Below are 13,646 nucleotides of genomic sequence, written 5' to 3'. Positions count from 1 at the left end.
GACGGGCGCGCCTCAGACCCCGCAGTCGCAGCACGAGCAGCATTCACAGCACTCGCAGCACTGGCAGGCCTCGCAGCACGAGCAGTCACAGTCGCAGTTGCCGCACCAGCCCTCGCGCTTCTTGCGGGACCACGGCCCCTCGTACTCGTCGGCGCAGCAGACCTTGCAGGTGCAGCACAGGCCGACGGCGGCCGCGCACCCGGCCCAGAAGCCCCGCTTGTCCGGGCGCGGCGGTTCGCCGCCGAAGGGGGTGCCGTAGGGGTTGCCCGGCGCGGGGGGCGCGTGGTGGCCCGGGGGCGGTCCGAAGGAGGCCTCGGGTCCGTGTCCGCACGCCCCCGTGCCGAACGCCCGGTCGACGGAGCGCCGGAGTTCGTGGACCAGGAGGAGATGGACGAGCTTCCCGTCGCTGAACTCGGCGTCCCGCAGCGCCAGCCGCATGCCGTGCAGGGCGTCGTCGGCGAGCCGGCGCGCCTCGGTCCGGGAGGTGCCGGTCGCGGTGAGCGGGTTCCACGCACCCGACTGCGCGTCGGCCTCCTGGTCCTCGACGGCGTCCAGCAGGTGGGCGAGCCGGCCGAAGAGCCGCCCGGCCTCCGCGAGGGGCCGCGCGTTCCCCGGCCGTCCGGCGAGCACCGCGGTGTGCGCGAAGGCGGCGGCCGTCGCGGTCTCGGTCGGCTCGGTGACCGTCAGGATCGGGGTGCCGGGACCGGCGAGCGTCTCGATGCCGAGCTGCCGGTCGACCGCCTCGACGAGGACGCCGGTGTCGAACCCGACCGCGGCTCCGCTGTGCGCGCCCGCGCGGCCCCAGCCCGCGGCGACCCGGCGCGCGGCGGCGGCCACGGGCTTGCGCGCCAGCAGGCCGTCACGGTCGGCGACATGGTCGCGCACCTTCGCCGAGGCGAGCACCAGCGAGACGGCGGCGGCGAGCCGCGCGCCCTCGCCCTGGGCGACGGAGGCCGTGCGCATCCCGCGCAGGGCGCAGGGCCCGGCCGTGCGCCGGGAGCCGGCCGTCGTCCCGGCCTGAGCCTCCGTCAGAACCGATATGAGCAGGCCGTCGTAGTTCGTCACGATGCGTGCGAACTGTCCGTGGTCGCGGCGCAGTGCGAGGCAGAGCCCACACAAGTGCGCCATCCACTGGGTCTTGAGGTGCTCCCCGAGCCGGTGGGAGCAGGGCCTGACGATTCCGAACACTTCGATCCCCCGTGCCGTGCCACAACGTTGAGCTCGGCATCGTATCGGCCGACTGTCGGGTCGTATCAGGACCCTCGTTCACCCGTACGCCCCGCGCGTCACCCATCCGCCCCTGACAATCATATTTCACTCACAGTCAGCATCCGTATGAGTCTCAGCCCTTGGGGCACAAGGACTCTCGACGGATCCGCTGTGCACCAGTACCGTCACAAACCCCCCGCGCGGCGTCTATCCACTTGGCGCACCGTCCGCATCATGGATGACCATAGGGATGCGGAAAGCACGAAAGACCGCTGTGAGAGGAGGCGTCCATGGGATCGGTACGCAAGGCGAGTGCGTGGCTCGGCCTCGTCGACGACAACGATGACGAGCGTTACTACGACGACGACTACTCCGAGGGCACCGAGTCCGGGGCCGCCTGGGTCACCGACCCCCGGGTGAAGGTGGCCACGGACACGGCCGAGGAGAAGGGCCGCCGGATCGGCACGGTGACCCCGGACAGCTTCCGGGACGCCCGCGCCATCGGCGAGCTGTTCCGGGACGGGGTCCCGGTCATCATGAACCTCACGGCGATGGAGCCCGCCGACGCCAAGCGCGTCGTGGACTTCGCCGCGGGGCTGACCTTCGGCCTGCGGGGCACGATCGAGCGGGTCGCCAACCGGGTCTTCCTGCTGACGCCCTCCAACACGGAGATCATCAGCGGCGAGCCGGCGTCACGTCGCGAGGACGGATTCTTCAACCAGAGCTGAGGCAGGGCCGCCCGTCGGCCCTGCCTCCCCCCGGGGGTTCACCGGAATGCGTCGAGCCCGGTGAGCGCCTTGCCCAGCACGAGCTGGTGCATCTCGACGGTGCCCTCGTAGGTGAGCACCGACTCGAGGTTGGTCGCGTGCCGCATCACGGGGTATTCGAGGGAGATCCCGTTGGCACCGAGGATCGTCCGCGCCGTCCGGCAGATCTCGATGGCCTCGCGGACGTTGTTGAGCTTGCCGAAGCTGACCTGCTCGGGACGCAGGCGGCCGGCGTCCATCCGCCGCCCCAGATGGTGGGCGAGCAGGATTCCCTTGTGCAGTTCGACCGCCATGTCGGCGAGCTTGGCCTGGGTGAGCTGGAAGCCGCCGATGGGCCGCCCGAACTGCTCGCGCGTCTTCGCGTACTCCACGGCCGTCTCGAAGCTGCTGCGCGCGGCGCCCATCGCACCCCAGACGATGCCGTAGCGGGCGTGCGACAGGCAGCTCAGCGGCCCGCGCAGTCCGGTGACCTCCGGCAGCACGGCGGTGGCGGGCAGCCGTACGTCGTCGAGGACGAGTTCGCTGGTGACGGAGGCGCGCAGGGACCACTTGTGCTTGATCTCGGGCGCCGAGAAGCCCGGCCGGTCGGTGGGTACGGCGAAGCCCCGCACGCCCTCCTCGGTCTGCGCCCAGACCACGGCCACGCCGGCGACCGAGCCGTTGGTGATCCACATCTTGCGGCCGTTGAGCACCCAGTCGTCGCCGTCGCGCTTGGCGTACGTGCGCATGGCGGCGGGGTCGGAACCGTGGTCGGGCTCGGTCAGGCCGAAGCAGCCGATCACCTCGCCGGACGCCATGCGGGGCAGCCACTCCTGCTTCTGCTCCTCGCTGCCGAACCGGTGGATCGCGTACATGGCGAGCGAGCCCTGCACCGAGACCAGGGAGCGGATGCCCGAGTCGGCGGCCTCCAGCTCCAGGCAGGCCAGCCCGTACTGCACGGCCGACGCGCCCGCGCAGCCGTAGCCGGTGAGGGACATGCCGAGCGCGCCGATGGCGCCGAGCTCCCGCGCGAGCTCGCGGATCTGCGGCAGCTCGCCCTTCTCGTACCAGTCGGCGACGTACGGCAGCACGCGGTCGGCGGCCCAGCTCCGGACGGTGTCCCGGACGGCCAGGTCCTCCGGGTCCAGCAGGTCGTCGATCCCGAGCGGGTCGGCGGCATCGAACGGGGGCAGCTTCGCGGACGCGGACATGGAACACCCTCCGGGACACGGGAATCAGCAAAACTAGCAGCGCTAGTTACGGCTCTCCGGCCGACGTTACGGTGCAGTGTCCCGCACGTCCAGAGGGGATCAGGCGGAGACCCGCGGCTGCGCGGCCGCCCGCTCCGCCTCCCGGGGCGCCGGCAGTCCCACCTCGGCCGCGGCCTGCTCCTCGCCGCACTGCATGGTCCGCGGCAGCCGCAGCGCCATCACCGCGCCCAGCAGCAGCAGACCCGCGCTCACCAGGAGCGTCACATGGAGTCCGTGCACGAAGGAGTCCCGCGCCGCCCGGCGCAGCGCGGCCCCGGCGGACCCGCCGAGGCGCCCGGCGATCTCGTAGGCCTCGCCGAGCGAGTGGCCCGCCGCGGCCGACGCGTGCCGCGGCACGCCCGGCACCGAGCGCAGCCCCGGCGCGTACGCCGCGTTCATCACGCTGCCGAGCAGCGCGATGCCGATGCCGGCGCCCAGCTGGTACGACGTCTCGCCGATGGCCGCCGCGCCGCCGGCCTGCTCGGACGGGGCCTCGCTGAGCATCGACTCGTAGGCGCCGAAGAGGGTGGTCTCCAGGCCGAAGCCCAGCAGCACGAAGCCGGCCAGCAGCAGTGCCGTGTCGTCGGTGGCGCCCATCGCCGTCAGGGTCAGCACGGCGGCGGCCGTCAGGCAGAAGCCGAGGCACACCATCCGGCGCGGTCCGAAGCGGCGCAGCATCCGCGCGCCCGCCAGCCCCGCCCCCATCGCGGCGACGGTCAGCGGCAGCAGCCGCAGGCCCGTCTCCAGGGGCGAGAGGCCGAGCACCAGTTGCAGGTACTGCGCGGCGATCAGCTCCAGACCGACCAGCGCCAGCATGGCCAGCACGATGCAGCCCACGGAGGTGCTGAACGCGGGCCGGCGGAACATCCGCAGGTCCACCAGCGGATGGGGGCGCCGGCGCTGACGCCGTACGAAGAGAAGGAGGAGGGCCGCGCCGCCCAGCAGGGGCAGCAGGGTGAAGGGGCTCAGCACCGCCTCGCCGCCGCCTACCCGCTTGACCCCGAGGACGGCACCGAAGAGACCGGCCGCCGCCATCAGCGCGCCGGTCACGTCCCAGGGGCCGCGCCCGTCGCCGCGGGACTCGGGCAGCAGGATCCGGCCCACCGGCAGGCTGACCAGCATCAGCGGGATGTTCACCAGGAACACCGCGCCCCACCAGAAGTGCTCCAGCAGGAAGCCGCCGAGCAGCGGCCCGACCGCCGCGCCGACGGCGGCGACCGCGCTCCAGATGCCGATGGCGAGCGCGCGCTCGCGCCGGTCGGGGAAGACCTGCCGGAGGATGGACAGGGTCGCGGGCATGATCATCGCACCGCCGACGCCGAGCAGCGCGCGGGCGAGGATCAGGGCCTCGGCGGTCGGCGCGAAGGCGGCGACGGCGGAGGCGACACCGAAGAGGGAGTAGCCGAGCAGCAGGATCCGTCTGCGGCCGACGCGGTCGCCGAGGGTGCCGAAGAGGATCAGCAGGGAGGCGCACACCAGGGGGTAGACGTCGACGATCCAGAGCAGTTCCACGGCACCGGGTCTGAGGTCCTCGGTGACGGCGGGGACCGCCACGTGCAGCACCGTCGCGTCGAGGGCGACGAGCAGCAGGCTCACGCAGAGGACGACGAGGACGACCCAGCGGTTGGCACCGGCCCCGGCCGTCCGACGGCGCGGCCGTACGGCAGCCGTGGTCGTCCCGGACATGTACGTACCTCCCAGATGATCCCTCGCGTGGGGCGGAGCGACGGGGTGGGGACTCCCTGTCGTACGGCCGGAGAGGAGCGGGGTCTCCGGCCCGCGCAAACCCACGCAGGTGACTCGTCAGCGTACGCGAGTTCACCGCCCGGTCACGTGGCGGACCTCTCACACGCTCGACGGAACCCGTGTGGCGTACGCCACACCGTCTCCTCTTGACCACGACCCGGCGAACCGTCCGGTTCCCCCGCCCGTCGATAATCGAGCCCGTGACCGACCTTGAGACGCGCGTGGCACCGGCCCACGCCCCCCTTCTGCGCCGGGCGGCGCCCGCCCTCCTGGGCTATGCGGCGGTCCGCGCCCTGGGGCTGCTCGCGCTGGCGGTGTGGAGCGCCGCGCGCGGCAAGAGCGCGTCCACCTTGCTCACCGCGCGCTGGGACTCGCTCTGGTACACGCGGGTCGCCGAGCTGGGGTACGGCTACGAGGTGCGGCTGCCGAACGGCGACGTCCACTCCAACCTCGCGTTCTTCCCGCTGCTGCCGTGGCTGGAGCGGCTGCTGCACGCGGTCGCCCCGGTGTCGTACGCGGACGCGGGCCTCGTCGTCGCCCTGCTCTCCTCGCTGGCCGCGGCGGCCGGGATCTTCGCCGTCGCCGACCTGGTGCACGGGCGGCGGGCCGGGGTCTGCGCGGTGCTGCTGTGGGCGGTGCTGCCGGTCGGGATCGTGCAGTCGATGGCGTACAGCGAGTCCCTGTTCACGGCGTTGGCGGCCTGGTCGCTGTACGCGCTGCTGACCGGGCGTTGGGTCGGCGCGGGTCTGCTGGCGGCGTTCGCCGGGCTGACCCGGCCGGTGGGCGTGGCGGTGGTCGCGGCGGTGTGGGTCGCGGGGGTGCTCTCCTTCGTGCGAGACCGAAGCACGGGCGACTCGCACGGCGCGCGTGACGCCGAACACGCCTCGGCGCAGGAGCGGAGCGCACACGCGGGGCGCGATCAGATAACAGACGGCGCGCAGGGAACGCCACAAGCCCCCCACACAAATGCCGCCTCTTCGCCCACTTCTGACTCAAGCGCCGCAAACACCCCAGCCGTCACACGGGCCCCCTCGCCCGCCCCCGGCGTACAGACCGCTCCGCGCCCCTCCCCCACGCGCCGCGCGCTGGGCATGGCGCTCGCCCCGCTCGGTGCCGCGGGGTACGTCCTCTGGGTGGGCCGGCACACCGGCCGGGGCCCGCTCGGATACCTGGACGTCCAGGCCGGATGGCGCAACGGGTTCGACGGCGGGTACGCGTTCGCCCGATTCGTGGCCGACAAGTTCACGTCATTTCCGTCCGCCCTCGCCGGCGCCGGCCTGATCATCGGTGTGGCCCTGCTGATCTGGCTGTACGTCAACGGTGTCCGCGCGCGTCAGCCCGTCGAACTCCTGGTGTACACCGGTGTCGTGCTCGCGCTCGCCCTGTGCGCGTCCAGTTACTTCGGCTCCAAGCCCCGGCTGCTGCTGCCGGCCTTTCCGGTGCTGCTGCCGCTCGCCTGCGCCCTGGCCCGGCTCCGCACCTCCCGATCGACCCTGGTCACGGCGGGGTTGGCGGTCGCTTCGGCGGTCTACGGGGCGTTCTGGCTGAACGGCTCCGGCCCGCCGTGATCCACTCCACCGGACGATGACGTCCCGGAGAATTCCGCCCCAGGTCCGGGTTAACGCATTCATAAGCGCCATATAAACAACACCCGGCATGATCAAAGGAATTGAAGGGAGCGCCCCCACGGGATTGCGGAATCCCGTGAATTCGGACCGCCCTTGAGACGTTTCCCACATCACATCGTCATCACAAAGCCCCTGTTTCGACCGGGAACACAGCTCACTCGCTGTAACGTCGATTGGGTGCGTACCGAACGAAACCTCACCCGGCGTCTGGACCGGGTGTTCGCCAGACTGGACCGTGAGCCGGAACGACCGGCCCACATCGATGTGCCGAGGATGAGCCGGCACCGGGTCGTTCTGTTCACCGCGACCCTGGCTTTCTACCTCGCGATCGTGTGGGCCGTCGTGATCAGCTCGTGGCTGGTCCGGCTGGACTGGCAGGTCATGTTCTTCCGGCCCTACCAGCAGTGGCCGCAGATCCACGCTTTCCTCGACTACTACGTGGTGCTCGGTCAGCGCGGCCCCACCGCCGTGATGGTCGCGGCCTGGCTCGGCTGGCGCTCCTGGCGGCAGCACACCCTCCGCCCGCTGCTGACCCTGGCCGCCTCACTGCTGCTGCTGAACATCACGGTCGGCGCCGCCAAGCTCGGCATGGGGCGGCTCGGTCCGCACTACGCGACCACCATCGGCTCGAACGAGATGGGCCTGGGCGGCGATATATTTCCCAGCGGCCACACCGCCAACGCGGTGGTGACCTGGGGCATCCTGGCGTATCTGGCCTCCAGCCCCCGAGCCCGGCGCTGGCTGTCCGCACTGTCGGCGGTCACGTCGCTCGGCGTCGGCCTCACCACCGTCTACCTCGGTACGCACTGGCTGAGCGACGTCCTGCTGGGCTGGGCCGCCGGCCTGCTGATCCTGCTCGCCCTGCCCTGGTGCGAGCCGCTGATCACCAAGGTCGAGACCGCCCTCTTCGCCCTGCGCGACCGTTGGCGCGCCCGCCGCAGCCGGCCCGCCACCGAACCGCTCGTCCCGGTCACGCCGGTGGCGCTCACACCGCGCGGTGTGCCGGCCGACAACCCGTCGGTGCGCGAGCCCGTCTCCTCGACGCGCGCCTCCCGCGGCCCGGTGCACCTGGCCCCGGGACCGCACACGGCCCGTTCGGAGCGCACCCCGGTCACCCCGGTGGGCAGCCGCCGGCCGCCGCACGCCGACCGCCACCCGCGCGGTACGTCCCAGCCGGCCCGCCCCCTGACGGGCGGCTGACGGCACACGGGCGGCGGGTCCGGTACGCACGACCAGCCCGCGCCACGGCGAAGGCCCCGTCCCCCTCCCGGGGCCGGGGCCTTCGCCGTGCACACGTAGCGGGGGCCGGAGTCAGCCCTTCCAGGCACGGGCCACCAGACCGTCCCTGACCTCGAAGTTCAGCCGCCCGGCCCGGTACTCCATGGTGATGATCGCGCCCGGCGGCAACGACCGTACCGTCGACCACCCCCGCTGCCGAGCGAGCCGCTCGGCGTCCGGGGCGTCGAGGCCGACGTACCCGTCCGGGCTGTCCTGGTGCTCCGCCGGCGGAGTGGGAATCGGTGCCATGCCGCCAGGCTAGTCGGCACGCCCGAGTAGGAGAAGCGTCCCCACTCCGTCACGCTTCTGTCACAGCACCGGGGGCCGGTTCTGCTCGAACTCCGTCACACGTACGGGGGTTTCCGTACCGCTTACCGGGGTAATCGAACAGAATTCACGCGTGTCGCGACGCCGCTCCGAATTTCCTGACCGGAAAGCGCCTCCGCGCGCATCGCGGCGGCCCCGGGCACGATTGTCCCGACAATCCGCGGGCGCGTCACCGCAGCTGACGCGGCATAGGAATTTCACCGTTTCCGCACACGAGCGCGGTACGCCCCGGGCTACGGCGCCGGCGTTCGCCCCCGACCACCCGGAGGGCGCGGCCCGGGTTCCGCGACCCGGGCCAGCGCCTCGTCGAGCCGGTCGCGAATCCTCCTGACCGCGTCCGTCAGCTCGGCGGGCTCCAGCACCTCGAACGGCAGGCCCAGCATCATGATGTGGACGACCATCACCTCCAGGCTCGCGGCACCGCTGCGCAGGAGGCACGCCTCCTGCCCGTCGGGCTCCAGCGTCCCCGCGGACGGCGAGACCCGCTCGGCGGCCTCGTGCAGCGGCACCAGCAGCCGGACCGTGGAGTGCGTGGCGTACGCGCCCGTGGAGACGCCCCTGGACACATAGGCGGCGAGGTCCTCGGCGGGCGGTTCGCGCGGGGGGAAGCGCGGCCCGTGCGGCGGCCTGGTGGTGATGCGGTCGACGCGGAAGGTCCGCCAGTCCGCCCGGTCGACGTCCCAGGCGACCAGGTACCAGCGCCGCTCGGTGCACACCAGCCGGTGCGGTTCGACGGTACGGCGGCTCGCGGTGCCCTCGTGGCTCTCGTAGTCGAAGCGCAGCCGCTCGGCGTCCCGGCACAGATGGGCGAGTTCGGTGAGCAGGCCCGGGTCGACCGGGGAGAGCGGCGGGCCGCCGCGCAGCATCGGCACCGTGAAGGCGTTCAGGGCGCTCACCCGGCGGCGCAGCCGGTTCGGCAGCACCTGCTCCAGCTTGGCGAGGGCGCGTACGGAGGTCTCGCCGATGCCCTCGATGCCCTGTGCCGCGGCGGTGCGCAGACCCACGGCCACGGCGACGGCCTCGTCGTCGTCCAGCAGCAGCGGCGGCAGTTCGGCGCCCGCGCCGAGCTGGTAGCCGCCGCCGCTGCCGGGGCTGGCGTTGACCGGGTAGCCCAGCTCGCGCAGCCGGTCCACGTCCCGGCGGACGGTGCGCGGGGTGACGCCCAGCCGTTCGGCGAGTTCGGGTCCGGACCACTCACGGTGGGCCTGGAGCAGCGAGAGCAGACGCAGCAGCCGTGCCGAGGTCTCCAACATGGGGCCGAGTCTGCCAGCGGACGCGGACAGCCGCTGTCCTCGTCGGAACAGCGGCTGCCCGGGCCCGCGTGTGCTCAGAGGTCCAGGCGCTGACCGGGCACGATCAGGTTCGGATCCCCGCCGATGACGGCCTTGTTGGCGGCGTAGATCCGCTGCCAGGTGGTGCCGTGGGTGGCCGCGATGGTGCTCAGGGTGTCGCCCTGGCGGACGACGTGGTCGCCGCGGGACGCGCTGCGGCCCGTCTGCGCCGCCGGACGGTCCTGCGTCTTCGCCGGGGCGGACTTCGCGGGGGCCGACCTCGCCGGGGCGGACTTCGTCGTCACGCCCTTCGAGGCGGTTCCGCCCGCGGACCCGGTGGAGGCCGCCGCCGGTGCCGCGCCGGACGCTCCCGCCCGGGCCGAGCAGACCGGCCAGGCGCCCCAGCCCTGGGCCTGCTGGACCTTGGTGGCGACGGCGATCTGGGCGCTCCTGGAGGCCTGGTCGGCCGTCGGGGCGTAGGCGGAGCCGCCGTACGCGCGCCAGGTGCCGGCGGAGAACTGGAGCCCGCCGTAGTAGCCGTTGCCGGTGTTGATGTGCCAGTTGCCGCCGCTCTCGCACTGGGCGATGCGGTCCCACACTCCGTTGTCCGCCGCTGCGGCGTTGCCGGTCGCGGCCAGCAGGCCCAGCGGGGCCAGCAGGGCGGCTCCGGCGAGCGCGGCCGTCGTACGGCCCTTGCGGGCGCTGTCGTCACGGGCGGTGCTGCGGGTGGTATCGGCACACTCGGACATGTATTTCCCTCTCCACGAACCCGGGCTCCCCCGGGCGGAGCGCGTCTTCCCGCGGATCACCACGGTCCCCCGCGCCCGCCCCGTCCGCGCCCCCGGTGCCGGCGATCGTGCTCTGCCGGTGCCGGGTGGCGGACGAACCCGAGCGGTGCTCGTTGCACACGGCGGAGGAATGTAGGGAGGTACAGCGGCCGGAATCAACCAACTCCCCGTCGTGCGAGGCCAGTTGCTGGTTACCGCAAGTATCGGCGATTTTCGGCCACCCAGTTCGTCCGTGGATTTCGTGATTTGTCGACCAACTGTTCAGGCGATCTGTGACCCACTTCACCCGTTCAAGTTCCTTGACGTGGCGCCTAGTTGACGGTGAGTGGCCGGTTCCGCACGAAAGGTGACCCAGTGCGGTGGAAGGTTCGAACCGGTTTCCCGCGGGGCGTGACCCCCACCACAGGACGTCCGTTGTCTTCTTCATGAGCCCGGAACCCCGGGGCTCATCGGCCGGGAGCCACCCGGCCGACCCAGCACCGCATCCGAGGGAGCCACCCGTGCCGCGCATGCTCGACGTCAGTGACGCCGTACGCGCCGAGATCGGCGACGAAGAAGCCGACCGGCTGCTCGCCGGAGAGAACGCCCCGGGCAGTTACGACTGCACGTCCTGTCGCACCCCGGGCGACTCCGAGCAGGAGCGCACCAGCACCGTCCTGTTCATCGGCGACGAGACCGCCGTCCTCGCCTTCGCCCACGCGGGCTGTCTGCCCTCGCAGGTGGTCCAGGTCACCGAGGAGCAGCTGCAGGGCGCCGTCCGTTCGATCGGCGGCTCCGGTGCCGACTTCGCCGGCGCCGAGCCGCACGGCGCCACGCCCCAGCAGGCGGTGCTGGGTGTGACCAGCGGACTCGTCCTGCTCGACGGCGAGTTGCACCCCGCGCTCGTGGTGGAGCCGACCTCGCCGATCGTGCGCCCGGGCAGCACCGGCGCGGGTGACGACTTCCTCCCGCTCCTCATCGAGCAGGGCTTCATGCCGGTGACCGCGCTGGCCTCGGTGCCGCCGGTGCTGCACGGCTGGTCGTGCCTGCTCGCCGTGGGCCAGCTGCACGCGGTGCTCCAGCCCGGCCCGAACGGGGGCCAGCCGGTGGCCTGGTGGCAGGCGCACCAGCCGCTCCAGGTGACCGACAGCTGGCGGGCGGCGGCGAACAAGCACCATCAGGTGCTCATGTTCGCGGCGCCGGTGGGCTCGATCGGGCGGCAGCCGCGGGAGGACCTGCTGCGGGACGCGCTGGACAAGGCCGCCGTGAACGGGAAGCTGGTCGCGGCGGCGCTGCCGCTCGCCGGCACCTGAGTCCGGCGCGGCCCCGCGCCCCCGAAGGCGGGCCGGACAACCGCATCCCTTTGCGGGCGCCGTCGTTTGGACATACGTGCACGCATACGACACCCCCCCTCCTCCTCGCCGGTCCTCCTTCGCCTCCGTCCCGTCCGCCCGGGCGGCGCGGGAGGGCGCCGGCGGGCCGTCGGCCACGCCGATCTACGACTCGCTCTACGCGGAGTGGGTCAAGGCCTTCCGTACGCTGCCGGGCGACCGCAGCGGCGAGGAGGAGCTCAGGTTCAGCGCCTTCGGGGACATCCCGGACGGTGCCGGGTCGCTCGGCGGCCACCGGGCGGGGTCGTTCAGCAGCTCCTACAGCGCCTACAGCGCCGGGGCGTACAGCGCCCGGCAGCAGTCGCAGTGGCAGCGCGTCGGCACCCTCGGGCGGCAGCAGGACACCGGGATGCACTACGTCCCGGCGGGCCTGCCGCTGCCGCCCGGGCCGCGCCGCGGCGCGTGACGGACGAACGAAGGGCGGCCCCCGGTGTTCCGGGGGCCGCCCTTCACGTCCGTACGGCCGCTGCCGTGCGGGCTACTTCTTCTTGCCGCGCTTCTCGCGCACCCGGACCGAGATATGGATCGGGGTGCCCTCGAAGCCGAACTCCTCGCGCAGCCGGCGCTCGATGAAGCGCCGGTAGCCCGCCTCGATGAAGCCGGAGGCGAAGAGCACGAACCGCGGGGGCTTGGTGCCGGCCTGCGTGCCGAACAGGATGCGGGGCTGCTTGCCGCCGCGGACCGGGTGCGGGTGGGCCGAGACGAGCTCGCCGAGGAAGGCGTTGAGGCGGCCGGTGGGCACGCGGGTCTCCCAGCCGGCGAGCGCGGCCTCGATCGCCGGGACCAGCTTCTCCATGTGGCGGCCGGTGTGGGCCGACACGTTCACGCGCGGGGCCCAGGCGACCTGGCCCAGCTCGGTCTCGATCTCCCGCTCCAGGTAGTAGCGGCGCTCCTCGTCGAGGGTGTCCCACTTGTTGAAGGCGAGCACCACGGCACGGCCGGCCTCGACGGCCATGGTGACGATGCGCTGGTCCTGCACCGAGATGTTCTCGGAGGCGTCCAGCAGAATGACGGCGACCTCGGCCTTCTCCACGGCGGCGGCCGTGCGCAGGGAGGCGTAGTAGTCGGCGCCCTGCTGGAGGTGGACGCGCTTGCGGATACCGGCGGTGTCGACGAACTTCCAGGTGGTGCCGCCGAGTTCGATCAGCTCGTCGACCGGGTCGCGGGTGGTGCCCGCCAGCTCGTTGACGACGACCCGCTCCTCGCCGGCGACCTTGTTCAGCAGCGAGGACTTGCCGACGTTCGGGCGGCCGATCAGGGCGATGCGGCGCGGACCGCCGACGGCCGTGCCGAAGGTCTGCGCCGGGGCCTCCGGCAGCGCCTCCAGGACGGCGTCCAGCATGTCGCCGGTGCCGCGGCCGTGCAGGGCGGAGACCGGGTGCGGCTCGCCGAGGCCGAGGGACCACAGGTAGGCCGCGTCCGACTCGCCGCTCAGGCCGTCGACCTTGTTGGCGCACAGCACGACCGGCTTGCCGGCCTTGCGCAGCAGCCGTACGACGGCCTCGTCGGTGTCGGTCGCGCCGACCTTGGCGTCCACGACGAAGACGACGGCGTCGGAGGCCTCGATCGCGTACTCGGCCTGCGCGGCCACGGAGGCGTCGATGCCGAGGACGTCCTGCTCCCAGCCGCCGGTGTCGACGACCTTGAAGCGGCGGCCGGACCACTCGGCCTCGTAGGTGACGCGGTCGCGGGTGACGCCCGGCTTGTCCTCGACGACCGCCTCGCGGCGGCCGATGATCCGGTTCACCAGGGTCGACTTGCCGACATTGGGGCGGCCGACGACGGCGAGCACGGGCAGCGGGCCGTGGCCCGCCGCCTCGATGGCGCCCTCGACGTCCTCGATGTCGAAGCCCTCTTCCGCGGCGAGCTCCATGAACTCCGCGTACTCGGCGTCGCCGAGCGCCCCGTGGTCGTACTCGTGCTCAGCCGAGCCGCCGGGCTGGTTCTGGTCGTTCATGAAGTCCGTACCTCGTTGTTCATTCGTGGTGGTCGGTGGATCGTCCGGTTTTCTCCCGGCTGATCCACTACTCAAG

Annotated in this window: 12 protein-coding genes; 5 read left to right on the top strand and 7 right to left on the bottom strand. The window is 72.5% G+C overall.

The annotated features are described in order from the left end of the window. Positions 1 to 12: 12 nt before the first annotated feature. The gene (locus ACF08B_RS25640) at positions 13 to 1,188 is read right to left on the bottom strand and encodes a DUF5685 family protein (protein WP_392319581.1); all 1,176 of its coding nucleotides are present in this window, start codon (positions 1,186 to 1,188) and stop codon (positions 13 to 15) included. A 311-nt stretch (positions 1,189 to 1,499) separates the two neighbouring features. Here ACF08B_RS25640 and ACF08B_RS25635 point away from each other — a divergent pair, with 311 nt between their 5' ends. Further along, positions 1,500 to 1,937, top strand: a complete 438-nt coding sequence (locus tag ACF08B_RS25635; RefSeq protein ID WP_392168812.1) for a cell division protein SepF — start codon at positions 1,500 to 1,502, stop codon at positions 1,935 to 1,937. Between the two features lie 38 nt (positions 1,938 to 1,975). On the opposite strand, the gene ACF08B_RS25630 is transcribed toward ACF08B_RS25635, so the two are convergent. Continuing rightward, the gene (locus ACF08B_RS25630) at positions 1,976 to 3,166 is read right to left on the bottom strand and encodes an acyl-CoA dehydrogenase family protein (protein ID WP_392319580.1); all 1,191 of its coding nucleotides are present in this window, start codon (positions 3,164 to 3,166) and stop codon (positions 1,976 to 1,978) included. A gap of 99 nt (positions 3,167 to 3,265) precedes the next feature. Next, complete coding sequence (locus ACF08B_RS25625) at positions 3,266 to 4,891, bottom strand: MFS transporter (protein ID WP_392319579.1); 1,626 nt, start codon at positions 4,889 to 4,891, stop codon at positions 3,266 to 3,268. A gap of 260 nt (positions 4,892 to 5,151) precedes the next feature. On the opposite strand from ACF08B_RS25625, the gene ACF08B_RS25620 reads away from it, so the two are divergent. Together ACF08B_RS25620 and ACF08B_RS25615 are read left to right on the top strand one after the other, a co-directional pair. Beyond that, positions 5,152 to 6,519, top strand: a complete 1,368-nt coding sequence (locus ACF08B_RS25620; protein WP_392319578.1) for a mannosyltransferase family protein — start codon at positions 5,152 to 5,154, stop codon at positions 6,517 to 6,519. A 237-nt stretch (positions 6,520 to 6,756) separates the two neighbouring features. Next, positions 6,757 to 7,779, top strand: coding sequence for a phosphatase PAP2 family protein (locus tag ACF08B_RS25615; RefSeq protein ID WP_392319577.1), 1,023 nt, complete (start codon positions 6,757 to 6,759; stop codon positions 7,777 to 7,779). Positions 7,780 to 7,890: 111 nt separating this feature from the next. Here ACF08B_RS25615 and ACF08B_RS25610 read toward each other — a convergent pair whose 3' ends face one another. The 3 genes from ACF08B_RS25610 to ACF08B_RS25600 all read right to left on the bottom strand — a co-directional run bounded on the left by ACF08B_RS25610 (position 7,891) and on the right by ACF08B_RS25600 (position 10,204). Next, positions 7,891 to 8,106, bottom strand: a complete 216-nt coding sequence (locus ACF08B_RS25610; protein WP_392319576.1) for an I78 family peptidase inhibitor — start codon at positions 8,104 to 8,106, stop codon at positions 7,891 to 7,893. Between the two features lie 311 nt (positions 8,107 to 8,417). Next, complete coding sequence (locus tag ACF08B_RS25605; RefSeq protein WP_392319575.1) at positions 8,418 to 9,437, bottom strand: helix-turn-helix transcriptional regulator; 1,020 nt, start codon at positions 9,435 to 9,437, stop codon at positions 8,418 to 8,420. A gap of 74 nt (positions 9,438 to 9,511) precedes the next feature. Further along, complete coding sequence (locus ACF08B_RS25600) at positions 9,512 to 10,204, bottom strand: transglycosylase family protein (RefSeq protein WP_392319574.1); 693 nt, start codon at positions 10,202 to 10,204, stop codon at positions 9,512 to 9,514. A 539-nt stretch (positions 10,205 to 10,743) separates the two neighbouring features. Between ACF08B_RS25600 and ACF08B_RS25595 the strand changes: the two genes are divergently transcribed. Both ACF08B_RS25595 and ACF08B_RS25590 read left to right on the top strand, forming a co-directional pair. Then, the gene (locus tag ACF08B_RS25595) at positions 10,744 to 11,535 is read left to right on the top strand and encodes a hypothetical protein (protein ID WP_392319573.1); all 792 of its coding nucleotides are present in this window, start codon (positions 10,744 to 10,746) and stop codon (positions 11,533 to 11,535) included. A gap of 76 nt (positions 11,536 to 11,611) precedes the next feature. After that, positions 11,612 to 12,019 (top strand): hypothetical protein, encoded by a 408-nt coding sequence (locus ACF08B_RS25590; RefSeq protein ID WP_392319572.1) that lies wholly within the window; start codon positions 11,612 to 11,614, stop codon positions 12,017 to 12,019. A 72-nt stretch (positions 12,020 to 12,091) separates the two neighbouring features. On the opposite strand, the gene der is transcribed toward ACF08B_RS25590, so the two are convergent. Then, positions 12,092 to 13,570 (bottom strand): ribosome biogenesis GTPase Der, encoded by a 1,479-nt coding sequence (gene der, locus ACF08B_RS25585; protein ID WP_392319571.1) that lies wholly within the window; start codon positions 13,568 to 13,570, stop codon positions 12,092 to 12,094. Positions 13,571 to 13,646: the final 76 nt, after the last annotated feature.

The sequence above is a fragment of the Streptomyces sp. NPDC015139 genome (genome assembly GCF_043079785.1).
Taxonomy (GTDB): domain Bacteria; phylum Actinomycetota; class Actinomycetes; order Streptomycetales; family Streptomycetaceae; genus Streptomyces; species Streptomyces albidocamelliae.
This window is presented reverse-complemented; position numbering and strand designations above follow the sequence as displayed.

Bases quoted from the DNA above. Each gene is read 5' to 3' on its own strand.
- ACF08B_RS25625 (WP_392319579.1), bottom strand. From the start codon at position 4,891: ATGTCCGGGACGACCACGGCTGCCGTACGGCCGCGCCGTCGGACGGCC.
- ACF08B_RS25610 (WP_392319576.1), bottom strand. From the start codon at position 8,106: ATGGCACCGATTCCCACTCCGCCGGCGGAGCACCAGGACAGCCCGGAC.
- ACF08B_RS25635 (WP_392168812.1), top strand. From the start codon at position 1,500: ATGGGATCGGTACGCAAGGCGAGTGCGTGGCTCGGCCTCGTCGACGAC.
- ACF08B_RS25630 (WP_392319580.1), bottom strand. From the start codon at position 3,166: ATGTCCGCGTCCGCGAAGCTGCCCCCGTTCGATGCCGCCGACCCGCTC.
- ACF08B_RS25605 (WP_392319575.1), bottom strand. From the start codon at position 9,437: ATGTTGGAGACCTCGGCACGGCTGCTGCGTCTGCTCTCGCTGCTCCAG.
- der (WP_392319571.1), bottom strand. From the start codon at position 13,570: ATGAACGACCAGAACCAGCCCGGCGGCTCGGCTGAGCACGAGTACGAC.
- ACF08B_RS25600 (WP_392319574.1), bottom strand. From the start codon at position 10,204: ATGTCCGAGTGTGCCGATACCACCCGCAGCACCGCCCGTGACGACAGC.